Source organism: Methanolobus sp. WCC1 (genome assembly GCF_045690315.1).
GTDB lineage: Archaea > Halobacteriota > Methanosarcinia > Methanosarcinales > Methanosarcinaceae > Methanolobus > Methanolobus tindarius.
Window position 1 is genome coordinate 34,352 of the sequence record NZ_CP146979.1, and the last position, 22,136, is coordinate 56,487.

General features: G+C 39.0%; 23 protein-coding genes. 7 read left to right on the forward strand and 16 right to left on the reverse strand.

The window, feature by feature from the left end; translation table 11 throughout:
* Position 1: 1 nt before the first annotated feature.
* The 6 genes from V7O61_RS00160 to V7O61_RS00185 form a co-directional block, all read right to left on the reverse strand.
* Positions 2-613: a hypothetical protein gene (locus tag V7O61_RS00160; protein WP_407283109.1), complete on the reverse strand. Its 612-nt coding sequence runs from the start codon at positions 611-613 to the stop codon at positions 2-4.
* Between the two features lie 48 nt (positions 614-661).
* The gene (locus tag V7O61_RS00165) at positions 662-1,114 is read right to left on the reverse strand and encodes a hypothetical protein (protein WP_407283108.1); all 453 of its coding nucleotides are present in this window, start codon (positions 1,112-1,114) and stop codon (positions 662-664) included.
* Between the two features lie 295 nt (positions 1,115-1,409).
* Positions 1,410-1,559 (reverse strand): hypothetical protein, encoded by a 150-nt coding sequence (locus tag V7O61_RS00170; protein WP_407283107.1) that lies wholly within the window; start codon positions 1,557-1,559, stop codon positions 1,410-1,412.
* 2 nt (positions 1,560-1,561) lie between these two features.
* Positions 1,562-2,530, reverse strand: coding sequence for a cytochrome c biogenesis protein CcdA (locus V7O61_RS00175; protein WP_407283106.1), 969 nt, complete (start codon positions 2,528-2,530; stop codon positions 1,562-1,564).
* Positions 2,527-3,702 (reverse strand): hypothetical protein, encoded by a 1,176-nt coding sequence (locus V7O61_RS00180; protein WP_407283105.1) that lies wholly within the window; start codon positions 3,700-3,702, stop codon positions 2,527-2,529. The genes V7O61_RS00175 and V7O61_RS00180 overlap by 4 nt, the downstream gene beginning before the upstream one ends.
* A 233-nt stretch (positions 3,703-3,935) precedes the next feature.
* Positions 3,936-4,493 carry a hypothetical protein gene (locus V7O61_RS00185; protein ID WP_407283104.1) on the reverse strand — a complete coding sequence of 186 codons (558 nt, stop codon included), beginning with the start codon at positions 4,491-4,493 and terminating at the stop codon, positions 3,936-3,938.
* A 548-nt stretch (positions 4,494-5,041) separates the two neighbouring features.
* Between V7O61_RS00185 and V7O61_RS00190 the strand changes: the two genes are divergently transcribed.
* Positions 5,042-5,791 carry a winged helix-turn-helix transcriptional regulator gene (locus V7O61_RS00190; protein WP_407283103.1) on the forward strand — a complete coding sequence of 250 codons (750 nt, stop codon included), beginning with the start codon at positions 5,042-5,044 and terminating at the stop codon, positions 5,789-5,791.
* Here V7O61_RS00190 and V7O61_RS00195 read toward each other — a convergent pair.
* The 6 genes from V7O61_RS00195 to V7O61_RS00220 all read right to left on the reverse strand — a co-directional run bounded on the left by V7O61_RS00195 (position 5,783) and on the right by V7O61_RS00220 (position 11,632).
* Positions 5,783-6,403, reverse strand: coding sequence for a methylenetetrahydrofolate reductase C-terminal domain-containing protein (locus V7O61_RS00195; RefSeq protein ID WP_288070288.1), 621 nt, complete (start codon positions 6,401-6,403; stop codon positions 5,783-5,785). The genes V7O61_RS00190 and V7O61_RS00195 overlap by 9 nt on opposite strands.
* Positions 6,400-7,635: a dihydropteroate synthase gene (gene folP / locus V7O61_RS00200; RefSeq protein ID WP_407283102.1), complete on the reverse strand. Its 1,236-nt coding sequence runs from the start codon at positions 7,633-7,635 to the stop codon at positions 6,400-6,402. The genes V7O61_RS00195 and folP overlap by 4 nt, the downstream gene beginning before the upstream one ends.
* An 87-nt stretch (positions 7,636-7,722) precedes the next feature.
* Positions 7,723-8,583: a bifunctional methylenetetrahydrofolate dehydrogenase/methenyltetrahydrofolate cyclohydrolase gene (locus V7O61_RS00205; protein ID WP_288070286.1), complete on the reverse strand. Its 861-nt coding sequence runs from the start codon at positions 8,581-8,583 to the stop codon at positions 7,723-7,725.
* A 45-nt stretch (positions 8,584-8,628) separates the two neighbouring features.
* Positions 8,629-9,864, reverse strand: coding sequence for a serine hydroxymethyltransferase (gene glyA, locus V7O61_RS00210; RefSeq protein WP_288070305.1), 1,236 nt, complete (start codon positions 9,862-9,864; stop codon positions 8,629-8,631).
* Positions 9,865-9,940: 76 nt separating this feature from the next.
* Positions 9,941-10,549, reverse strand: coding sequence for a phosphoribosylglycinamide formyltransferase (gene purN, locus V7O61_RS00215; RefSeq protein ID WP_407283101.1), 609 nt, complete (start codon positions 10,547-10,549; stop codon positions 9,941-9,943).
* Positions 10,550-10,651: 102 nt separating this feature from the next.
* Positions 10,652-11,632 carry a transcriptional regulator gene (locus V7O61_RS00220; RefSeq protein ID WP_023845089.1) on the reverse strand — a complete coding sequence of 327 codons (981 nt, stop codon included), beginning with the start codon at positions 11,630-11,632 and terminating at the stop codon, positions 10,652-10,654.
* Positions 11,633-11,881: 249 nt separating this feature from the next.
* Here V7O61_RS00220 and V7O61_RS00225 point away from each other — a divergent pair, with 249 nt between their 5' ends.
* The 3 genes from V7O61_RS00225 (at position 11,882) to V7O61_RS00235 (ending at position 15,149) form a co-directional block, all read left to right on the forward strand.
* Positions 11,882-13,681: a GAF domain-containing protein gene (locus V7O61_RS00225; RefSeq protein ID WP_407283100.1), complete on the forward strand. Its 1,800-nt coding sequence runs from the start codon at positions 11,882-11,884 to the stop codon at positions 13,679-13,681.
* The gene (locus tag V7O61_RS00230) at positions 13,626-13,778 is read left to right on the forward strand and encodes an ATP-binding protein (RefSeq protein ID WP_407283099.1); all 153 of its coding nucleotides are present in this window, start codon (positions 13,626-13,628) and stop codon (positions 13,776-13,778) included. The genes V7O61_RS00225 and V7O61_RS00230 overlap by 56 nt, the downstream gene beginning before the upstream one ends.
* 66 nt (positions 13,779-13,844) lie before the next feature.
* The gene (locus V7O61_RS00235; protein WP_407283098.1) at positions 13,845-15,149 is read left to right on the forward strand and encodes a DUF1743 domain-containing protein; all 1,305 of its coding nucleotides are present in this window, start codon (positions 13,845-13,847) and stop codon (positions 15,147-15,149) included.
* A 13-nt stretch (positions 15,150-15,162) separates the two neighbouring features.
* Here V7O61_RS00235 and V7O61_RS00240 read toward each other — a convergent pair whose 3' ends face one another.
* The 3 genes from V7O61_RS00240 to V7O61_RS00250 form a co-directional block, all read right to left on the reverse strand.
* A complete protein-coding gene (locus tag V7O61_RS00240; protein WP_288068998.1) occupies positions 15,163-15,942 on the reverse strand; it encodes an NAD+ synthase in 780 nt (259 codons plus the stop codon).
* A gap of 40 nt (positions 15,943-15,982) precedes the next feature.
* Positions 15,983-16,708 carry an ATPase domain-containing protein gene (locus V7O61_RS00245; protein WP_023845085.1) on the reverse strand — a complete coding sequence of 242 codons (726 nt, stop codon included), beginning with the start codon at positions 16,706-16,708 and terminating at the stop codon, positions 15,983-15,985.
* 101 nt (positions 16,709-16,809) lie between these two features.
* Positions 16,810-17,520, reverse strand: a complete 711-nt coding sequence (locus tag V7O61_RS00250) for an RAD55 family ATPase (protein WP_407283097.1) — start codon at positions 17,518-17,520, stop codon at positions 16,810-16,812.
* Positions 17,521-17,632: 112 nt separating this feature from the next.
* Between V7O61_RS00250 and V7O61_RS00255 the strand changes: the two genes are divergently transcribed.
* Both V7O61_RS00255 and V7O61_RS00260 read left to right on the forward strand, forming a co-directional pair.
* Complete coding sequence (locus V7O61_RS00255) at positions 17,633-18,112, forward strand: NOB1 family endonuclease (protein WP_407283096.1); 480 nt, start codon at positions 17,633-17,635, stop codon at positions 18,110-18,112.
* A 52-nt stretch (positions 18,113-18,164) separates the two neighbouring features.
* Positions 18,165-18,776, forward strand: a complete 612-nt coding sequence (locus V7O61_RS00260; RefSeq protein WP_023845082.1) for an orotate phosphoribosyltransferase-like protein — start codon at positions 18,165-18,167, stop codon at positions 18,774-18,776.
* 55 nt (positions 18,777-18,831) lie between these two features.
* Here V7O61_RS00260 and V7O61_RS00265 read toward each other — a convergent pair whose 3' ends face one another.
* The gene (locus tag V7O61_RS00265; RefSeq protein ID WP_407283095.1) at positions 18,832-20,955 is read right to left on the reverse strand and encodes a DHH family phosphoesterase; all 2,124 of its coding nucleotides are present in this window, start codon (positions 20,953-20,955) and stop codon (positions 18,832-18,834) included.
* Between the two features lie 411 nt (positions 20,956-21,366).
* Here V7O61_RS00265 and V7O61_RS00270 point away from each other — a divergent pair, with 411 nt between their 5' ends.
* A complete protein-coding gene (locus tag V7O61_RS00270; RefSeq protein WP_023845080.1) occupies positions 21,367-22,131 on the forward strand; it encodes a slipin family protein in 765 nt (254 codons plus the stop codon).
* The last annotated feature ends 5 nt before the right edge of the window (positions 22,132-22,136 follow it).

The following is a 22,136-nucleotide window of genomic DNA, read 5'->3' on the forward strand; positions in this document are numbered from 1 at the left end:
TTCATTGTGATTTAAGCCAGTTTGAGAATCTTAATGTTTTATTTTCAATATCCTCAATTTCTGCTTTTTTCGTTGATGTATTCATATAATCTGGAGCAAATGTACTATAATTTATAGACGCCTGTTTTATTATTTTTCTGGAAGTAGGGTCATAGATAAGTAATAATGAGGGTTCTTTCAGTTCTATGCCTTCAAAATAATGATCTGAAGGATATGGCATTCGGCATAAAACAAATTTATTTGTCAGATATGACTTTATAGTTTCATTTCCCATTACAAATAGTCGGAAATATACATCCATCATAAATTCACTATCATTTTTACCAATTATGTTGTATTTTCCTTCATAATCTATGCTTTTATTTTGCAAATGCATTTGAATCAGAATGAAATTATTTCTCTCGATTGCTGTTTTTATTGCATAGGAGAAATTATCTTCCCATGGCAGATCTCTTGTGGAATCATGTGCTATTGCAATAGTATTTTCATCACCTGAAGTATTTTCATTATAATTATTTTCATTTAGGGTAACTGATGAAAAAAACCATATTGAAAGAAACAATAATCCTATTGAGGCAATCATAAAGATTAGTGAACCTTTTTCTTTGTTCATAGACACCTCCTAAAAAAGAAACTGTGCCGTAAAAGGCACAGTGCGGTATTACCAATGTACATCAATATATGCTGTTAGTTTGACATTTGAATTGCTCCAAACGTTAACTCCATCTTCCGGCGAATCATAAATGTCCAATAGTTTGTCATCACTTGAGGCAGTGTCCTCATCCCAAACCAATATACGAAGGCTATCTGCTGCGTATCTCTGATCTTCCCACTCATCATCAAACTCTTCTTCGGAGCCTACAAGCACGGTTACTGTATCTGTCTTTACATTCACATCATCATCCACGTTAGTTGTGAATTGTGCATAAAGTTCGCCTGTGTCATCCCAATAATCGGGTGATGTATACAATTCCACTTCTTGAGGAGTGATATCTATTTTTTGTGTACTCTTAATACTAACATCAGATGCACTTACAGCAGGTAAAAGTGTCATGCTTACCAGCATCAGTGATGCAATTAGTGCGCCAAATCCTATTTTTATTTTAGTTTTCATTTTCTTTCTTACCTCGTTTCAAATTACTCCTGAGGCAAGATTACGCAAACCTTAAACACTATCAAAGCCAACCATAACCTTGCCTTCGGGCGTTCCGGAGTTCAAGCCGACTCTGCAAGTTTAGTTTGGACTCCACTCCACATTATTCCAATGTGACATCGTAAAATTGTTTGGTGATATATTTAATTATTATGGCCAGAGCTCAAACTAAAAATACCATAGTTCAATTTTTAACGCAAAAAACATCAGTAATAAGCCAGTTTGAAAAAGAAAATAGAAGGCTGATGACTTTATATCAGCCGATAGTAAAGTCTGCTATGAGAACTTCACCAGTATTTGCATCAATAATAACAAGTCCTGGAAGACTTTCACCAAGTCCAAGGTTTGGGTCAGTAAACTTCATCCACCATGCCAGAATAATTTCATCATTTATGATGTAAGTCATTTCTAAAAAACAATCCATAAGCCAAGCAAGATTAGAACAAATCCGCTAACTAATTTCATATGATCTCGATAATTACGTATTCGTTTTGACAAGGTGTATCCTCCTATCAATCCAACTCCAACAAAAGGGGTCAATACGCCCAAACTGAAAACAAGTAGTAAAGACAAATCTCCTATTGTTCCCTGACTTACTGTTTTATTTAAAAGGACTAAAAGCATGGGTAAAGTGCATGGTACTTTTACTAAAGAAAACAGAACTCCCAATAAAAATAATCCTCCTGCTGTACTAGCATGCTTTCTAGCAGCATCCTGAAAATAGTTCTCCAGGAACAATGGTGCTTTTAATAATCCCACCAAATACAATCCAATAGCAATAACTATGATTCCCGTAATCGAAGAAAAAACTTCGATATTTGGGATTGATTTTTTGAACATTATTAATCCGATACCTATCAAAAGATAAGAAGTAATTAATCCAATACCAAATATAGTCGCTCTTGTCATTCCATTACGCACAGATTCACTGGTGCCGGCTGTAAAACTTAAGAGAAATCCAAGTATTGCCATTAAACAGGGAGATAAACCTGCAAATAATCCAAGTGAATATGCAAATGGAAGGTCCAATGTACTATTATATTTTATGTCTTCTTTTTCCCCTTTTAGATAGTTATCAATCGAAAGCTTTAGATTATCCTCAGTAATTTGTTCTTTAGATATTTTTGTTTCATTGTTAATTACAATAGCTGGTACTTCTAAAAAATTGTATTGATTCCATTTGTTAAATCCTTCTTTTGTTCCCACATTAATTTTTACAATGTTTATATCTTCATACTGCTTTTCTATTTGATTTATTAGTGGAGCAGTTACCTCACAATCGTGACATCCATCTTGGTAGAAATATTCTACATATATTGGTTGTGCACTAGAGAGTGAAATTGAGAGGAAGATTAAATAAAGAATGTAACTTTTCAAGTCACTTTCCTCCTTAATGACAGATAAACTAATAGAACAACAAAAAATGGAGGGATACCTATAGGTATTCTTTCAACCCGTGTTTTTTCTGATGTTTCATCTATATTTTTTATTGCCTCTTTATACTCCATAATAGCATATACCTGTTCATTAGCAATCAAAGAGTTACGAGTTACAGAATCTGCAAGAGGAATAGAATTTATGGAATCCTCATTTTTTGCTTCTTCCATCCTTATTTGTGCAGTTTCAATATGAAGCATAGCTATAGGAGCATCAATATTGTTTTTATCAAGAAGGGTTTTTAATGAATTATTTGCATTTTTAAGTTGATTTTCCGCATAGATAATAGCATCTTGCGATGTATTAAACTTTTCATATTTGACTCCATAATCTGCCAGTGCTTTGATTTCAGCAGCTGTCATAATTGCCATATAATAATTTTCTTTATAAAAATACTCTTTTGCAATATTTATATTACTTTCACAATATATAGCTATGTCTTTTCTTTTCCCGGATTTAGTCAATATTGATAAGTTCTTGTCAGCCGCTTCAATCCATTCAGAAGCAACTTTTTCACCTTCACAAGATAATTGAGTACTGTTAATCTTTGGATACAATTTGTTTTTATCTTCTACCATTTTTAATAACTTTCTCGTTTTGTAAATTGCAAATTCTGTTTTTGCCAGTGCATCTAGGGTAGTACTTTGATTTGGATAGTTATACTGATCTTGTGATATAGAATAATAATATTTACTTTCTTGGTAATTTCTTTCAGCAAGAGATAACCATTCGATACTTTGAAATGTCAAATTGTTGTTTTTCATTAGTTGTAAATTATCTCCTACTTCCTCACTAGTATTTTTAAGAACACTAGACATGTTATTGATGGTTACTTCCGTTCCATTTGTTGAAACCATACTATCTATATTTCTTATTATTACAATTCGACGGCATTTTAAAGCAAGATTGTATGAGTAAAATGGGTACTCCGATTTACATTCATCTGCTTCCAAATAATATTTTTGTAAAGGTGTTGTTGAATTTTCTTGATAATTGCTATATAATAATTTTATTTCTTCAGATGCCAAATTTTGATAAATATTTTCTTGGCAGGTTGCGGTGTTTATCATCATAATACATATCAAAATAAAAGTAAATTTTACAAAATTCATAATAAGCCTCAATTAGTACATAATATATGTTACAGTAAGTATTCCTAAAAAAGCACATATCACAAAAAATAAAGTTTGTAGCAATGAATTAAGAGGAGACAAATGTTTTCTTCGACTATGTATTATATTGTAGATTATTATTCCACTTATAGATCCCCACGTTAAAGGATTGAATAGTACTTCGTATATTATTTGATTCATAGAGTGCACCTCTCAAAAAAGAAATAATGCTGTTAGCATACAGCATTACATATTTCTGTACAGTATACGGTAATATCTACCCCAACACACCAAAGCAGACATGCCGCCAAACAAGGTACATATGCAATTCCAAGAGTTGTACACAAAGATGCACACCCTGCTCGACATGCCATTCCTCCCAGCGTTCCACAAGTCATAAAGCAGGAACTTTTACAATCATAACTTAAAACTGTTATTTCAGAAGAAGAGGAATCAAAAATAGTTATCTCACCTGTATTGGAAGACAAGTCACCTGCAATGGTTATTGTTTTTTCATTTCCTTTATCTGAAACTAACAATATTTGATGGCCACCGGCTATCTCTGAACGGGTTGCAGTCCACGTTTCTATTATTTCATATTTGTCAGAAATATCTATAATTATTACAGAGTTTGAAGAATTTTGGTAAGTAACTACAAATCCACCTGTATCTGGATTTCTTAATATGTCATAGTTTTCGGGTAAAGCAATTTCACTGGAAACAACTTTTATAATCTTTTTTTCATCTGATTTGTCTATCGGGTCTTGTGGTTCTTGTGGCGTGCATGCCATAGCAGGTCCTGCTACTGTCATGCTTATAATCAGTACTGCAAAAATCTACGAAGCAATTCTCTTTCCATATCCTATTTTCATTTTCTTTCTTACCTCATTTCAAATTACTCCTGAGGCAAGATTACGCAAACCTTAAACACTATCAAAGCCAACCATAACCTTGCCTTAGGGCGTTTCGGGGTTCAAGCCGACTCTGCAAGTTTAGTTTGGACCCCACTCCACATTATTCCAATGTGACATCGTAAAATTATTTTTTGAAATACTTAACTATTGTGGCCATCGTTTAAACTGAGTATGCAAAAATATGAATTATATTTATATTTGTAATATTTATGTTAAAGGATTGATTAATAATCCTGCCTGTATATGGCGTTTTCTACTTTTTTCTTCTCTGTATCAAATAGTGGGTTATGTATGGTAAAATAGTATTTTGAAATTAGTTGGAATGATTGGCCATAATCTATATATCACATATTTGTTATCTTCAAGCTGAAGTTTGTTTAAACGTAGTACGTATCTACAAATGATGTGATGGTGGGGTCCATTACTTGAAATTAAAGTTACACGACACCTTGAAAATAATAATTTCTTTGATTTTGATTATCTGCAATTGTTATGTTGCAAGTGCCGAAGTTTATGTTACTTTTGAACCTCCAGAAGACATTCCTCCAGAGAATATCCATAATACAGGTTCAGATGGAATTCTGACTTTCTGGGATCTTCCCTTATATTTCAAATTCATATGGATAGGTTGTACCATCTGGTTCATCATAGTTTCAATAGGTAAATTCATCCCGTTGCTTCTTGGAAAAGTAGCATGTACAAAAGGTGAAAAGAACAGGGAAAAGATACTTTCATATGTATCAGAAAATCCTGGGTGCTCAGAGAGTGATGTTCTTTCAGAACTGAAGATGAAAAGAGGAACCTTCAGGTATCATGCTGACAAGCTTCAGTTTTCAAATCTTCTTGTAGCTCTCAGGCAAGGCCGATTTATTAACTATTTCCGCAAGGATCATGCAAGTGAAAAATCCCTGCAAGCTGCTGGTTCTAATACACAAAGCGATACTCGAAAATGTGTTCTGGAAACAATATGTGAAGAACCTGGTGTAACTGGTAAAGAATTATCTGCAAAGCTCGGGGTCGACAAAAGTACAATTCACTGGCATATTACCCGGCTGAAGGATGAAAACGTAATTCGGGATGAAAAAGATGGCAGGTACAGGAAATATTATCCAGCAAGCAACTTTTCAGCTATTCAGGACAACAACAATAACAAATTCGCAGTTATGTCAGATTGACTCTTCAGTGCCTTCTTCAGCATCCCATGTGATGTCAAGCAGGTCAAGTCTTCCTATTTTCTCAAGCCGGTTGCAGATGAGCTCCCATGCACAGTCCTTTTCAGGATCAATTTCGCATTTTCCTTTTACTGAACCTCCACAGGGTCCGTTCAGCAAATGCTTGGGACACAAACTTTTCGGGCAAACACTGCCAAAATAATATATCTTGCATTTACCACACATGGCACAGAGTTCAGGAACAACCTCTCCCTGAGTTTTTCCTCCAAGGGATACAGTGTCATTTGATGGATAAACCGGTACATCTACAACACCGGCTACAATAGAAACTCCGCTTCCACAGGCCATTACAAGAATAATCTTTGCATCCTTTATTGCAGGGTTTTTTTCAACGAGTGAATCATATGAAGCCACACTACAGGCTGCACTGGGGATAACCCAGCCAATAACATGTTTTCCTGCATCTTCAAGACGCTGGCACATTTCAAGAACTTCAGGTTCGCCGCCAACATGTATCTTTGCAGCACATGCATTACAGCCAATAACGAAGATGTCATCCTCGTCTTTCAGCATTTCAAGTATTTCTTCAAAGGGCTTTGCAGATGAGATTATCATAGTTCCCTCAGGTAACCATGCTCAACATCCATATCATTTTCAAGCACTTCCGCAATCATCTCTGCAATAAGCGGAAGGTTGCGTGCCTGGAATGAGAGCTTATGGACCAGTTTCTCAAATTGTAATATGGTACCTATTATGAGTACATCAGTCTTGTCGGTTTCGTGTGACACAGCATCACGTTCAAGGGCAGCATCGCCACCTCTTGCAAGGATCTCCTGCTTGATTATCAGTGCTTCTGTGGTTGTAATGTTATTCACACGAACAACCTTGCTCACAGTCTTGTTCTTCATGACCTTTGCACCGGAACCTGTAACCTTCATGCTTTTCATGAGATATTCAGCATCATCAGGGTGCGTTATATCTGAAATGGTGACCTCAAAATCTCCTTCTTTAACAAACGGCTGTCTTTTTCTCATTGCAGCCGCGACTTCAACTACATCCTTTGTTTCAGCAACATCGTGGGTTCTTACAATGTGGGCACCTTTGTGAATAACAATTGCAGTTGCAGCAAGGCTTCCGTACAGCCTTTCATTTGCCGGTTTGTGAAGCACAGCATCGATGCAGGATTTTCGTGATACTGCTGCAAGCAGCGGTCTGCCAAAAACCCTGAGACTTTCGAACTGATCTATGGTCTCAAAATCAAAAATCGGGTCTTTTTCAGGTATCCATTTACCTACTGCCGGGTCAAGGATGAACTTGCTGGTGTCGATACCCTTTGCATCTGCTCTGCTGATGATGTCAGCAAGAGATTGCATGATTGCATCCATTCCAATTGGGTCACCGGGAACCTTTTCAGATGCCATAACAACAGCAGGGCAGTCGTATTCGGCAACAACATCCACCATTCCAGGATTTGTCGTAAATCCGGAAACGTCATTGATTATATCCGCACCATGTTTCAGGGATTCTTTAGCAACGCTTGCATAAACGGTATCTACAGAAATGAGGGCATCCACATTGTCATTCAGCATTTCCAGCGCAGGGATCATACGATTAAGTTCTTCTTCCTTACTGATAACCGGATTTGCAAGTGGCCATGTTGAACGGGCACCAATATCAAGTATAGTCGCACCGTCATCAATCATCTTTTGTGCAACATCAAGAAGAGAATCGTTACTAACAACAGAACCCTTATAAAAGGATTCCTTGCTCAGATTGATGATACCCATAAGTCTTACAGGATGCTCGTCACCAACTTTCAAGCCGCATATGTCTACATCAACAACCATTATTCAACCTGGTAGTTTTAATCAAAGGTAAATGGGCAAAAAGTTTTGCCAAAATAGTATTCAATTAATAAAATATAAGTGTGCTTATCAGCAGTTTGAAGCTGCCATAAGCACGTGTTCCATAAGAATAGCAATGGTCATTGGACCAACGCCACCAGGAACAGGGGTTATCAGTGAAGCTTTCTTCACAACATTATCAAAATCAACATCACCGTAGACTTTTCCTTCTTTCTCGGTGATTCCTACATCGAAGATCACTGCACCTTCCTTCACCATATCAGCTTTAATGAGGTGCATAACACCGGTTCCGACCACAAGGATATCTGCATCAAGTGTGAACTTGGTCAGATTGTCGGTGAAAACATGGCATACAGAAACCGTTGCATTCCTGTTGATTAACATTGCAGCCATTGGTTTTCCAACAACATTACTGTGTCCAACGATAACTGCATGTTTTCCCTGAATTTCCAGATCATACTCTTCAAGTGCTCTGATAACACCTTTTGGAGTACATGGTACTAGCCCTTCATCACCGATGAGGAGCTTACCCATGTTGTATGGGTGGAATCCATCTGCATCCTTTGCCGGGTCAATTGCAAGCATTGCAGATTTATCATCAAGGTGTTCTGGAAGAGGTAACTGCAGGAGAATTCCATGTATGTCCTTCCTGGCATTCAATTCCTGAATACGCAGCATAAGTTCTTCCTGTGTGGTGGACTCAGGCATATTATGATCCTCTGCATGTATGCCAACTCTTTCACATGCCTTGTGTTTAAGGCGGACATACATCTTGGATGCAGGGTCTTCACCAACAAGTATGGTTGCAAGTCCGGGAGTAACTCCCTTCTCTGCTTTTAGCTTGTCAACTCCCTGTTTTACCTGCTCTTCCACTTTCTTTGACAGGCTTCTGCCGTCTATCTTCCTGGAATCGTAGTTCTCTTCTGCCATTATGCAAACACCTGATGTAGTTTCTATACAGCCTGCGTTTTTAATTTACTTGTAAACAGGGAATCCGCTGCACATCTGCTCAACATCGGAATTGACACCGTGGAGGACTGAATCATTGTCAAGGTTGTTAACGACCTCTGCAATGTATCCTGCGATTTCCTTCATCTGGTCTTCTTTCATTCCTCTTGTTGTTGCTGCAGGTGTACCGATTCTTATTCCGCTTGTAATGAATGGGCTTCTGGTCTCAAATGGGATTGTGTTCTTGTTAAGGACAATTCCTGCCTTGCTCATTCCAGCTTCAGCTTCTTTTCCTGTGATGTCGAACTTGTTAAGGTTAAGGAGCATTACGTGATTGTCAGTTCCACCGGATACTATGTCAAATTCTCTTGCCTGAAGTTCCTTTGCAAGGACATCTGCGTTCTTTACTGTCTGGAACTGGTCTGCTTTGAACTGCTCTCCAAGTGCTTCCTTGAATGCAACAGCCTTAGCTGCAATGATGTGCATGAGAGGTCCTCCCTGAATTCCAGGGAAAACGGACCTGTTCAGGTCCTTTGCGTACTCTTCCTTGCACATTACCATTCCGCCTCTTGGACCTCTGAGGGTCTTGTGGGTTGTGGTTGTGACAAAATCAGCGTATTCCACAGGACTTGGGTGTGCACCAGCAGCTACAAGACCTGCAATGTGTGCGATATCTGCAAGGAGGTATGCTCCTACTTCATCAGCGATGTCTTTGAATGCCTTGAAGTCGAGTGTCTTAGAGTATGCTGAAGCACCGCAGACAATCATTTGTGGCTTGTGTTCCTTTGCCATTGCCATAAGTGCATCGTAGTCAAGGGCTTCTGTCTCCTTGTCAACACCGTATGGTACTATATTATAGAGCTGTCCTGCAAAGTTTACAGGGCTTCCGTGTGAAAGGTGACCACCGTGTGTGAGGTCCATTGACATGATGGTGTCCCCTGGTTTGAGGACTGAGAAATAACATGCCATATTAGAACCGGAACCTGAGTGTGGCTGCACATTTATGTGTTCAGCACCAAAGATCTCCTTTGCTCTCTCAATAGCAAGGTCTTCTGCAATATCTACAAATTCGCAACCGCCATAGTAGCGCTTTCCAGAGTATCCTTCTGCGTATTTGTTTGTCATGACAGAGCCCTGTGCTTCCATTACAGCACGGCTTGCATAGTTTTCTGATGCTATCAGGTTCAGCTTGTAATCCTGACGGTTTGCTTCAAGCCTTAAGGCTTCTGCAATATCCGGGTCAATTTCTGAGATGTAAGACATTGTTACCACGTTAAAGATTGTATCTGTTTTTGAAATCCTGGCTTGCCAGGACAGTATTTGGTTAATGTGAGTTTATCTATGTGTGTACTACAATTCGACCTTCCACTTTAAGTTTACCCTCAACAAAGAGTTTCACAGCTTCCGGGAAAATCTTGTGTTCCTGTTCAAGTATGCGGGCTGCAAGATCATCTGCAGTGTCTGTGTCAAGCACAGGTACGCATTTCTGTATAATTATAGGTCCGGTATCCATTCCTTCATCAACAAAGTGAACTGTACAGCCACTTACCTTCACGCCATATTCAAAAGCCTGTTGTTGTGCATGAAGTCCTTTGAAAGAAGGGAGCAGTGCAGGATGTATGTTTATTATACTGTTACGGTATGCTGCTATCAGGTCTTTACCAACAAGACGCATGTATCCTGCAAGGAGTACCAAATCGACATCATTGTCTTTCAGGACTTCCATTATCTCTTTTTCGTATTCCTGTTTACCTGAATAATCCGAAGGGTCGACAAACACATCAGTAATTCCATGATTGCGTGCACGCTCAAGTGCATACGCGTCACCAACATCGCTTATAACAACGGATATCTTTGCATTCCCAATGTATCCGCTTTCGATATTATCTATAATGGACTGTAAGTTCGATCCTCTTCCTGAAACAAGTACTGCAATGTTGGTAGTCATTGTTAGTTCTAAAAGGGATTTCTGTATATTAGGGTTTTGGATTTGCCAAAAAAGTCGAAATATTCAGGGAATCTCTGTAATTTTTCAGTACTTTTAATGATATCAGGAAATATCAATATTGATGTTATGCTTCTTTGTCCTTTCATCAATAAGCTCAGCAAGCTCCTCAGTACCAGATAGCTTATCCAGTTCAGTTTTTTCGATAAGCACGGTGTTTTCCACAGTCTCGGATTTTATCTGTCCGTTTATTATAAAGACCGACTTTGTCATTGTAACACAGGAAATGCTGCTCATCAGATCTGCACGCTTAATCATTGCGCTGCTGTATGTGCTTACGCCTGTAAGCAATGTGTCAGATGTATCCTTAGATATCGCCTTAAATGGTGCCTGGCTTGTGGACATTACCTGGTATCCCAGAGCATTAAGCATTCCAAGTATACCATCATCCGGTTGCGCTTCACTGGTCTTTTCCTGCTGTGGTTTCTCCAAACTGGCTCGCTTTTCAAAACACTGGAGTATGTCTATGGATTTTGCAAGTGCAACATCCAGCAACTCCTCAAGTTGAAGTACAATATCTATTGACGCATCCATGCCTCCTTCTTCGTACTTGCTAATGGTTCTCCTTGACACTCCAAGTTCAGTAGCAAGCGCTCCAAGTGACATTGCAGTTCTCTTGCGTGCTTCTTTCAGCACATCCCCATCAATAGATACATAGAGTCCACCGGGAGCTGCGGATACAAGAGGTGGTACATCCTCTACAAAATAGTCATAGAGGGTCTGGACATTCACAGCGGGAATGTCATATCGCATGTAAACCACGCTGTCTTCCAGCATCTGATCTCTGGTCTTAGCACCTATAAGAACAGCAGTTCCTCCAAGATAGCGTGCAAGGCTTTTCATTTCCCTTGCAGTTTCCTCATTCAGGCCATCTATATTATACAGTACCTTGTAAAAGATGAGAACATCCCCTTTTCTGGCTGCAAGGTCAAAGCTACGTGGACGAATATTACATCGCTTTGAGACCATAAAGCCGGCTTGCTGTAATACATCAATAATCTGATGTATGAGGATGTCTTTTGTCATAAGTAAATAGGCATTGTTTGCACATCTATATATAATTATCTTGCAAATCCTCTTTAAATACAGACTCCTTATCCTTATGAATAACAAATAATAATATTTTATGAGTAAATTATTTATCTGATGTGCGGAAATAATGTTGTATATACAATAACATCTTGTTTTTTTACGATAGTTGGTGCATTGCTTGTTGAGTAAAAATATGGAACCAGAGATTGGCGAAATATAAATTTCATTTGAGGAGTATTTTTGATGTCTGTACTTGATAGATATTTTCTGGGTACCAGAAATATTATCGTATTCTCCTTCATCTTTGGAATATTTTCCTGGTTAACAGATGCATTACTGGACTACATTTTCTTCTCTCAAAGATCGTTTCCGAATAGCTTGATTTTCGGTCTTTCAACTCATGAAATATACATGCGCCTTTCAATGTTTTTCATAATCCTGTTGTTTGGAATAATTGTTTCACTATTTGTTCACAGGATGCAGGAAATGAATAACGTAATTGAGAATGAGAAAATAAAATCCCATAAGATAATGGATATCCTGCCTATGATTATACTTTTTTTAGATACAGAGGGGAATGTTTCATGTGTCAATAAGAAAATCCTTGAAATCACCGGTTATGATGAATGCCAGATTTGCGGTAGCAAATGGTTTTCTTTACTTCTTCCTGAAGACTACAGATCAGAAATGCGTTCTTACTGGAATCAATTCCTCTCAGAAGAGTTGGATTCTGTCACAGATCTCGAAGTTCCTATTCTATGTGCAGATGGATCCAAAAAAACTGTTCTTTGGAATGCTGTTTCTTTTATCGATGATGGGAAATTTGCTGGTGTAACCATATCAGGCGAAGATGTTACTGACAGAAGAATTGCTGAAAAAGCACTGCTTCTGGATGAATCCCGACTTGAAGCTCTGCTTGAACTAAATCAATACTCTGATTCTACAACAGAAGAAATCCTTGATTTTTCCCTTGAAAAAGCGATAAACCTTACTGAAAGCAGTGTAGGCTATATTGGCTTTGTTAATGAAGCTGAATCAACTTTTGCCATGTATTCATGGTCTGAAATTACAAAATCGGGTTATGAGATTAAAACGGTAAATATGGATTGCAATATATCAGAAGATAATCTGTGGGGGATGATCGTAAAGCAGCGTAAACCTATTATCTCAAATAATTATCCTGATGATTCTCCTATCAAAAAAGGTTCTCCTGCAGGTCATGTAAAAATCCGTAATTATCTTTGTATACCAATATCTGATTCCGGTAATATTGTCATGATAGCAGGTGTGGGTAATAAGAATGGAAACTATGACAGTTCTGATATCAGGCAGATAACACTTCTCATGGAAGGTACGTGGAAGATAATACAAAGAAGGGAGAATGAGGAAAAGATAAAATCCTATTCAAAGGAAGTTGCTGAGAACAATAAAGAACTGGAATCCTTAGACCGTATGAAAGACGAGTTCATGGCAAATATAACCCACGAGCTCAAAACACCACTGATCCCAATTAAAGGATATAGTGAACTACTTTTTGAGGGACACTTGGGTTCACTGGATGAGGATCAGAAAAAAGGCATAGGTGTAATTCTTCAAAATGCTGAAAGGTTGCATAAACTAATTGATTCTCTATTATATATGCAGAATATCCGTTCCGGAAATATACAATATCACCTTGATTCTATAAATATTGTTAATGTACTTGACAATGTGATCGATGAATTGCTTGTCTTTAAAGACAAAGAGTTCCCTGATCTGAAAAAGGAATACTCATCTCCTCTGCCTTTTATATGTGGTAATACTACCTATCTCGAACAGGTTTTTTCACACATACTTGAAAATGCCTTAAAATTCACTCCATCTGATGGTTTGATTACAGTTGTGGCTTCTCACGAGGGCAAAAATATTAGAATCATTGTCAGGGATACGGGTATAGGAATATCTCAGGAAGAAATGCCTAATATTTTCAAACGCTTCTATCAGGTAGATGGTTCCCTTAACACGCCGTTACGGTGGAAATGGTCTTGGCCTGTATCTTTGTAAAAGCGTGGTTGAGGCTCATGGGGGCTCTATCCGTGCAGTCAGTGAAGTTGGTAAAGGTACTGAAATACATGTCCTTTTACCGATTATAGAAGAATAACAGTCAGGTAATTTTCATCCCTAAGGAATCATTTAACACTAATCAATAATATCTCCAATTGATCAAATGAGCAGTGAAATCACTAAAATGGTCATTGGAATTGATGACACAGATTCCAGGGAAGGGATGTGCACCACCTACTTGTGTGCTCTTTTAAGAGACGAGCTTTCTTCATTTGCACAGGTTATATCAGAACCAATACTTGTGCGCCTTAATCCTACAATTCCCTTCAAGACCCGCGGAAATGCATCAGTGGCACTGTTTATTGAATGTGATGATAAGGAGAAAATCATTGGGCATGTTACTGATAAAGTATCATCAATGGCATGCCTGGATAACGAAAATACAAATCCTGGTGTTGTTTTTGTTGATGAGGAACAGTTCGATTCTGTAAGTGACAAGCTAAGTTCCTTTTTCAAACGTGCTGTTAAAGATGTAATCACAATAGATGAAGCAAAGAAACTTGCTTCTGAACTAAATCTTGAGTTTCAGGCTTTCAAGAATGGACGCGGTCTTATAGGTGCTCTTTCTGCATGCGGGGCAATGCTTGATCCTGACTGGGACCACACTTACGAGTTTCTTGCTTACAGGGAAAAAGATGTATGGGGAACCAGGCGTAGTGTTGATGGAAGCTCTCTTTTTGAAGCAGACAAACAGACATATCCTGACACATGGGACACCGTGGATCTGGTAAACGATATGGTAGTATGTGTTCCACATTCAGGTGATCCTGTTCTTTATGGAATCAGGGGAAAGGATGCAGGTTCTGTCAAAAAAGCTGCTTCCTTTGTAGTTTCAGAACCTGTGGAACGAGTCTGCATTTATCGTACCAATCAGGGAACAGATATGCATTTGGTATCAGTTTCATCAATTAGTGACATTGAAGAGATGCATTCCTATATTCTGGAAGGTGAGGTTTGTTCCGAACCCGTGACCATCAGAGGGGGACATACAATATTTATGTTGAAAGACGTATCAGGAGATGTCATTGACTGTGCTGCCTTTGAGCCTACAAAGAATTTCAGGGAATTAATTCGTAAACTGATTCCTGGTGACAGAGTAGTTGTTTATGGCAGTGTTACTGAAAATACAATCAACATTGAAAAGATAAAAATTACAGAGCTGTCAAAGGCTTATGATATCAGGAATCCTCCATGTCCTTCCTGTGGAAAGAGAATGAAATCTTCTGGCTCAGGTCAGGGTTACAGGTGTAAGAAATGCAGCACCAGCTCAGAGATTCCAGAAAAAACCGAAGTTAAAAGAGATATTGTTCCGGGATTCTATGAAGTTCCTCCATGTGCAAGGCGCCATCTTGCAAAACAACTTCTACGATTCAAAAATGAGGAAGTGCCAATCTTTTCTGGCAGATGATATCTTTATTAATTTATCTTAATGATTTCAGTTCTGCAATTGGTGCAGATTTCTGTTTGTGCAGGTTTGAATTAATCCTTTTCAGGACTGAATCTCTTTGGGTTACACTCATCCCAAGAGTATTCTGGGCTACCTGAGGTGTTTCACCCTCAAGTAAAAGTGCAAGGAACCTGTCCACCAGTTCATATGTAATTCCAAGTTCATCCTCATCTGTCTGGTCAGCCCAGAGTCTTGCAGATGGGGCTTTTGTGATGATTTCTTCAGGAACTTCCATGATTTTTGACATTTCCCTTACCTCTGTTTTGTAAAGGTCACCTATAGGTTCAAGGTCAACTCCTCCGTCGCCGTATTTAGTGAAGTATCCGAGAAGAATCTCTGTCTTGTTACCTGTTCCCATCACCATTCTGGACATTATGTTGGCATAATAATAGAGAACTGACATTCTTATTCTGGCTTTGAGGTTTCCGTTGGCCTGTGAGTTAGACTCTGCACCTTCAGGAATTGAGTTAAGGTATCCTGCAAGTATCTCTGATATATCAACAGTCTTGAATTCAATATCAAGTCTCTCTGCAACTTCTGTGGCATCCAGAACATCTTCTGCAGGTGTCAGAGTGAGTTCAGGCATGTGTATACCAAGAACATTTTCTTTTCCGAGAGCTTCAACTGTCAGGTATGCAGTAAGCGCAGAATCGATCCCTCCGCTAAGACCTACAACAGCACCTTTAACGCCTGCCTCAGTTGTTTTTTCCTTGATAAACTCAACGATGATGTCTTTAGCTTTTGAAATATCCATTTTATCAATCCTGCCGGTATTTAGTGGAGAATGGTCCCAATTATATTAATTTATTTGTCTTTGAAGAGGACTTTGAAGCAGACAGCTTGATTCCCTGTCCGGTTATGTTATAGTTTATTATCTCAAGTGATATTTCCGTGTCTCTCATTTTAGGAATATAAATGAACCTCTCCATTTTACCGGTATATGGATTTTCTTTTATCATCAATTTGATGGTTCCACTACTTGAATATTCAGATATCTTGTGAGTGAGTTCATGTGCAGTCGCATCCATTATTATAAGAGATGTCCATTTTGATTCTGCAAAAAGGTAAATAAGGGTGTCAAGTTTGTCCCTGAACACGTTCAATTCTTCTCCTATTGAAAATGTACCCATATTATCGATGACAATTACCTCTACGTCTTCGGGAATGATATATTTGATATTGCGTGGGTCACTGGTATTTGTGATAATGTTTGCATATTTATCTTCCATACCCTCTATTCTTTTTTCAAGCACACGTATCATTGTAAGCTGATTGCTTTCTACAAAAGGTTCAATGTCAAGTCCCACAGTTTTTCCATGTCGTACGATTTTTTCAGGAGTTTCTTCAGTTGCCAGCATTGCACATTTTTTACCTTCCATGCATGCATTATAAAGAAAGTGCAACCCGAATATTGTCTTACCTGTCCCTGGTTCTCCTGTCAAAAGATAAGATTCCCCTGCAGGAAATCCTCCCTGTATTTTCTTGTCGATTTCAGGAATTCCTGTAGATATCCGTTCCATAATTTACACCGCGTTTTTCTTTGTAATAGTTAATACATAATGCATATTATATAATGGCATTCTGTATAATATTAGCTACTTCAGTGAGCACAGAATTTAGATTATCTATTCATTTTTGGTGAAAACAGAGTAATACCCTCTTCTGTAATATCGTAATTGATAAGTTCCAGGGTGATTTTCGTTCCTCTCATCTTAGGGATGAACATGAATCTTTCCATTTTACCTGTGTAAGGATTTTCCTTGAACATCAGTTTGATTGTTCCATAGGTTGAATATTCAGCGATATTATGCGTAAATTCATGTGCAGCGGCATCCATTATCATAAGTGATGTTCTTTTTTGTGTGGAAAGCAGGAATGAAAGCACTTCAAGTTCTTCTTTGAATGTTTTAAGATCCACTCCGATGGAAAATGTCCCCAGGTTGTCAACAACAATTACGTTCACATCATCATCAATAATATGGGCAAGATTATTCAGCGTGTCAATGTTCATAAATATGAAGCTGCCCGGATCTTCTTTCATATTCATTACTCTCATCTCAAAGAAACGTATCATTGTAAGTTGTTTGCTTTCAATGAAAGGTTCCAGATCAAATCCGATAGCTTTTCCATGCTCTACTATTTTTTCCGGAGTTTCCTCTGTTGCCAACATGATACATTTTTTGCCTTCGAGACAGGCATTGTACAGGAATTGCATTCCAAATATTGTTTTTCCTGTACCGGGCTTACCTGTGATGAGAATACATTCTCCTTCAGGGAAGCCGCCCTGTAGCCTTTTGTCAAGGCTTTTGATACCGCTGGATATTCTTGCCATTGGAAGTTCCTCCTGAGTTTATATGTATTTACAAGTATATATTAAATTGTGTAATAATTGCACAAATGGGTGACAAAGAATTAATGTATATTCAGAAAGTATCTGGCATTATATGGAATACTACATCGCAGATTCTGCGGTCTTTATTATGGGTAGCGGAATAGAGCCTTATCGAATCATAACTATACCTTCAGTTGTAAATGAACTGAAAAGCAGTGAGGCTGCAATGCGCTTTGACCTTGCCCGGGAAAGTGGTGCAAGGGTCGAAATACCGGAGGATTCTTTCCGTGAAAAGGTCATGCAGACTGCCAACAAGACAAGAGACTGTGAGGAATTGTCCTCCACGGATATTGATATTCTGGCCAAGGCTCTTGAATATAAAGGAAATTCAGTTCTCCTGACAGATGACTATGCAGTCCAGAATGTCGCAAAAGTTCTGGGACTTGAAGTAAAGCCTGTGGCACAGAAAAAGATAAAGGATGTTCTGGTGTGGCAAAAACAGTGTACCGGATGCCGGAAGAAATTTGATAGCGGTGATATCTGTCCTGTTTGTGGTTCTCCCCTGAAGAAAAGGCGCAAAAGAAAAATATAACATCTCTGTTGATATATTACATATAAGTTAAAGATGAATATACGGGATTCACATGAAGAATATTGATAAATTAATCCAAAAGGCCCTTGAATTGCAGGCAAATGGCCTTGTTACAAGGCAAATTGCAGATGAGCTTAACGTTTCCCGGGAAACTGTCACATGGCTTCTGACACGTGCAAAGAAGGAAGAAGTTTCCTCTGCACCAAAAGACATCTCTGTCAACTGGAGCAGCATAGGAAAGAGCGCATTCAGGATGCGCCATGTAGGAATTGCCATGTGTGACATGGTCATTGATACTGTAGAGGCAACCGGAAGTGAAATTGATCTGGTGGTAGGAATTGGCTTGAGTGGTGTACCTCTTGCAAGTCTTATGGCAGAAGAGCTTAACACGGAACTTTCAGTTTACCATGCTTACAATGAGCAGGGTGATGACTCAAAACTCAATGGAGCTTTCAGCAGGAACTTTGCAGGTATCAAAGGAAAGAAATGTATCATAGTGGATGATGTCATTACAACCGGCAACACAATGTCTGATGTAGTAACCCATCTGCGCAGTTCCGGTGCAAAACCAATGGCAATTGCAGTACTTGTAGACAAGAGCGGCTCAGAGACTCTATCAGAAGTTCCCGTTCACTCACTTGTACGTATTACACGTGTGGATTGATCGGATTAAAAAAGAAACAATTAAGAATATATTATATTTTTGTTTTCAGTAGGAGTTATTCAACTCCTACGGAACCTATTTTCTCTACAAGTTTTGAAAGTACTTCTGTGCGCATACCCTGTACAAATTTGATACTCCCGACTACAAGGTGTCCTCCACCGTTTACACCACCACCGTTTACTTCCTCATAGAGTTCCCTTACCATCTGTGGTATATTCATAAGAACTCCCTTTGAGCGGATTACAGCAAAGTCAGGTCCGTATCCTATAGTTACGACAGGTTTTCCATCATATTTTTTACACAATTTGTCGTGAACTTCACCTGATGTCTTTCCGGGTGGTGGGAATGTGAATGTATGGGCGTGGTTTTCCACATCAAGAACATTGAGGATTGCACCATTTGGAAGGTCCTGGGATTTCACATGGGCCATACAGACATCCATCTGTTCGGCTATCATTCCGTTTGCCTGTTCACAAAGAACATTTACAAGGTTTTTGTGTATTGTATGATCGCCAAAATCCAGGATATCGTCAACCATGCCTTTTCCAGTGTTGAACTTGAGCCAGTATGCTGCAAAGTCAAGGGCAAGTGCCATGTCTCTCAGGTTCTGTTCTGTGTACCTGTCAGATACCAGTTCAATGTATCTCCTTGCCTCTTCCGCTTCAGAGCGATCACCAAGAGCAGCTACAGCAGGAAGGTGCTTTATTTCGTTTTCCACGTTGACGTTTATCATACGTGCTACTTCGGTACATAGCATACCTGCTGTCATGCCGAAATCTCCTCCGACATGTGCCGGGTTTACATGGGTTAACAGGTATTCATCAACCACATCGTCAGGCTGATGATGGTCCATAACTATCATCTGAATGCCATACACTTGTGCCTGTTTCATTGCAGCTACGTTCTCGTTGGAAGATCCGTTATCTACACTTATGATAAGTGGCATCTTCTGTCCATGCCTGACTACATCCTCCAGTGCAAAGTTGATATCACGGACTACATCGGTCACTTCATAGAACGGTGCCTTTGAAGGTGCACGTTTGTAGAAATAATATTCTCCATCTGCTCCATTTACTTCTTTTATGAGTGGAATGATTGCCTTCTCAATAGCCAGTGCTGCAGTCATACCATCGGCATCTGCATGGTGGCGCAAGAGAATAGGTGTGGATTTTATGATTGCCTTCCTGATTTCCTTTGCAGCCTTTTTCATGATAGGTCTGAGATTTTCAAGAACCTCACTCTCTACCATAAATTCAATCTCATAAGGCTCTGCTCTTTTATCAATAGCATCTTCTATGCGCTGGAGAATCTCGGTTTCCTGTGGTCCTGTCTGTTTCTTAAGACTCTGGACTTCCAGCTGGAAACTGTCGCCGCGAGCTGTTATTTCACCGGTGGCAGCAACTATCATGTCAGCTTCAATTTCCGGATAAGCTCTCTCGCCTGCGCTCTCAAAAGCAGCACCTGAAACCTGTCCGGTTTCATCTGCAATTGTAAATATTGTAGGCCCTGCAGTTTGTTTAATCTGGATAACTTCTCCCTGGACTTTTACCTTTTTACCTACCATTTGCGACATTTCGCTGGCAAGTATAATAGGGAGTTTCTTTTCAAGTTCGATGGTCTGGTATTCTTTCAGCTTGCGTGGAACCAAATCCATTTTTCCTCTTGGTTTAATTTCCTTTAAACTGACAATAACAGGCTCACCAACTTCAAGGGTTCCATTCATGTTGCTGGAATGGATAAGCCCTCTTAGATTTGAATTCAGGTCTACGAAAACACCAAAATCAGCAATGTTCCTTACTGTTGAATGGTACATTTTCCCGACTTCAAGCTCATCAAGGGTGCATGTGTTGTCAAGTTTGTAGACAATCTGCTTCTTTGCGCATGGCTGGCATACTTCATCTCCATTGTAAAGACGATCCATTTCTGCTCCGCATACCTTGCACTTGTAAAATGTGCCTTTCCCGTCACATGCAACACATTTTATTCTCTCTTCAATCTCTCCTGTCCCGCCGCAGTTGTTGCAGGAAGAACCATTTTTCAAGAAATTTGCCATATCCTTCTCTGAAAGTTTCATAAAGTCTACAGACTTTGATTTTCCCGTCCCTTTGCACTCGGGACACTTAGCAGTGCCTGTGACACTATAGCCTTTCCCGTTGCATTCTACACATTTCTCGCTCATTGTATCTAGTCTTAGATAGTATATATTGGATTTATGTGTTTGCTTGTTAGCCCTGGTTATTAAAAGAGCGAAATATTTATATTGATTATTTATATATTCATCGCAGCATGGTGTTTTTAAACTATTTGTTTGAAATTATTAACGTCAAAATCAATCACATTAATAAACAATAAATGAGTTCTATAATCTGTTGGGTCTGAAATGTTATTTCAATAATAACAATGCTTTCATGCTTTCGTGTACATCCCCTCAAACAAGTACTCAGACCCAGCCTTCTATATCTTTTTTATTGTTTTTAACCCCCTTAAGAGCTGAGCTTTCATTATTTCTCCACCGGTATATTTTTAAGAAGTAGGCTCTTTATATCTATCTAACAAATTCTCTATTTCTTCTTCAGGAGAGTGGCAAAATATGGTTTTGACTGATATTCTTTTTCCGTTAGCTATAGTGGCAGTTATTATATTGTCCAAGGCTATCAAGATCGTTAATGAATATGAACGTGTAGTAATCTTCCGTCTGGGAAGGCTAAGTGGAGTCAAAGGCCCGGGTCTGTTTCTTATCATTCCTATAATCGATACGGTTGTAAAGATAGACCTTCGTGTGGTTGCAATTGACGTTCCAAAACAGGCAGTAATCACAAAGGATAATGTAACCGTGGCTGTTGATGCTGTTGTTTATTATCAGGTTATTGATCCCACAAAGGCAGTCAATGAGGTTGAGAATTTCAAGTATGCAACTGCAATGCTTTCTCAAACAACACTCAGGGATGTTATCGGCCAGCTTGAACTTGATGATGTGCTTTCCAACAGGGAAGATGTCAACAGGAACATCCAGGAGCAGCTTGATATTTCCACTGATCCGTGGGGAATCAAGGTTACCGGTGTAACTCTCAGAGACGTAAGTATTGATGACACAATGCTTCGTGCAATTGCAAAGCAGGCAGAAGCAGAGCGTGAAAAGCGTTCACGTATCATTCTGGCAGACGGTGAGTTTATTGCCGCTACAAAGATGAAAGATGCTGCACGCCTTTATGAGGAAGTGCCGGTTTCAATCAAGCTCAGGGAATTGCAGACATATGCTGAGATAGCAAGGGAAAAGAACATGATTGTGGTGGCTAATTCCACAGATGTTGCAGAAGTTGCAGCCTTTTCAAAGGCATTTACCAAGAAAGAGTGATGGAG

Bases quoted from the DNA above. Each gene is read 5' to 3' on its own strand.
- V7O61_RS00250 (WP_407283097.1), bottom strand. From the start codon at position 17,520: ATGGCAAGAATATCCAGCGGTATCAAAAGCCTTGACAAAAGGCTACAG.
- V7O61_RS00230 (WP_407283099.1), top strand. From the start codon at position 13,626: ATGGTTCCCTTAACACGCCGTTACGGTGGAAATGGTCTTGGCCTGTAT.
- V7O61_RS00265 (WP_407283095.1), bottom strand. From the start codon at position 20,955: ATGAGCGAGAAATGTGTAGAATGCAACGGGAAAGGCTATAGTGTCACA.
- V7O61_RS00220 (WP_023845089.1), bottom strand. From the start codon at position 11,632: ATGACAAAAGACATCCTCATACATCAGATTATTGATGTATTACAGCAA.
- V7O61_RS00270 (WP_023845080.1), top strand. From the start codon at position 21,367: ATGGTTTTGACTGATATTCTTTTTCCGTTAGCTATAGTGGCAGTTATT.
- V7O61_RS00235 (WP_407283098.1), top strand. From the start codon at position 13,845: ATGAGCAGTGAAATCACTAAAATGGTCATTGGAATTGATGACACAGAT.
- V7O61_RS00195 (WP_288070288.1), bottom strand. From the start codon at position 6,403: ATGATAATCTCATCTGCAAAGCCCTTTGAAGAAATACTTGAAATGCTG.
- purN (WP_407283101.1), bottom strand. From the start codon at position 10,549: ATGACTACCAACATTGCAGTACTTGTTTCAGGAAGAGGATCGAACTTA.
- V7O61_RS00185 (WP_407283104.1), bottom strand. From the start codon at position 4,493: ATGGCATGCACGCCACAAGAACCACAAGACCCGATAGACAAATCAGAT.
- V7O61_RS00255 (WP_407283096.1), top strand. From the start codon at position 17,633: ATGGAATACTACATCGCAGATTCTGCGGTCTTTATTATGGGTAGCGGA.
- V7O61_RS00240 (WP_288068998.1), bottom strand. From the start codon at position 15,942: ATGGATATTTCAAAAGCTAAAGACATCATCGTTGAGTTTATCAAGGAA.
- glyA (WP_288070305.1), bottom strand. From the start codon at position 9,864: ATGTCTTACATCTCAGAAATTGACCCGGATATTGCAGAAGCCTTAAGG.
- V7O61_RS00160 (WP_407283109.1), bottom strand. From the start codon at position 613: ATGAACAAAGAAAAAGGTTCACTAATCTTTATGATTGCCTCAATAGGA.
- V7O61_RS00225 (WP_407283100.1), top strand. From the start codon at position 11,882: ATGTCTGTACTTGATAGATATTTTCTGGGTACCAGAAATATTATCGTA.
- V7O61_RS00170 (WP_407283107.1), bottom strand. From the start codon at position 1,559: ATGACTTACATCATAAATGATGAAATTATTCTGGCATGGTGGATGAAG.
- V7O61_RS00165 (WP_407283108.1), bottom strand. From the start codon at position 1,114: ATGAAAACTAAAATAAAAATAGGATTTGGCGCACTAATTGCATCACTG.
- folP (WP_407283102.1), bottom strand. From the start codon at position 7,635: ATGGTTGTTGATGTAGACATATGCGGCTTGAAAGTTGGTGACGAGCAT.
- V7O61_RS00180 (WP_407283105.1), bottom strand. From the start codon at position 3,702: ATGAATTTTGTAAAATTTACTTTTATTTTGATATGTATTATGATGATA.
- V7O61_RS00260 (WP_023845082.1), top strand. From the start codon at position 18,165: ATGAAGAATATTGATAAATTAATCCAAAAGGCCCTTGAATTGCAGGCA.
- V7O61_RS00245 (WP_023845085.1), bottom strand. From the start codon at position 16,708: ATGGAACGGATATCTACAGGAATTCCTGAAATCGACAAGAAAATACAG.
- V7O61_RS00205 (WP_288070286.1), bottom strand. From the start codon at position 8,583: ATGGCAGAAGAGAACTACGATTCCAGGAAGATAGACGGCAGAAGCCTG.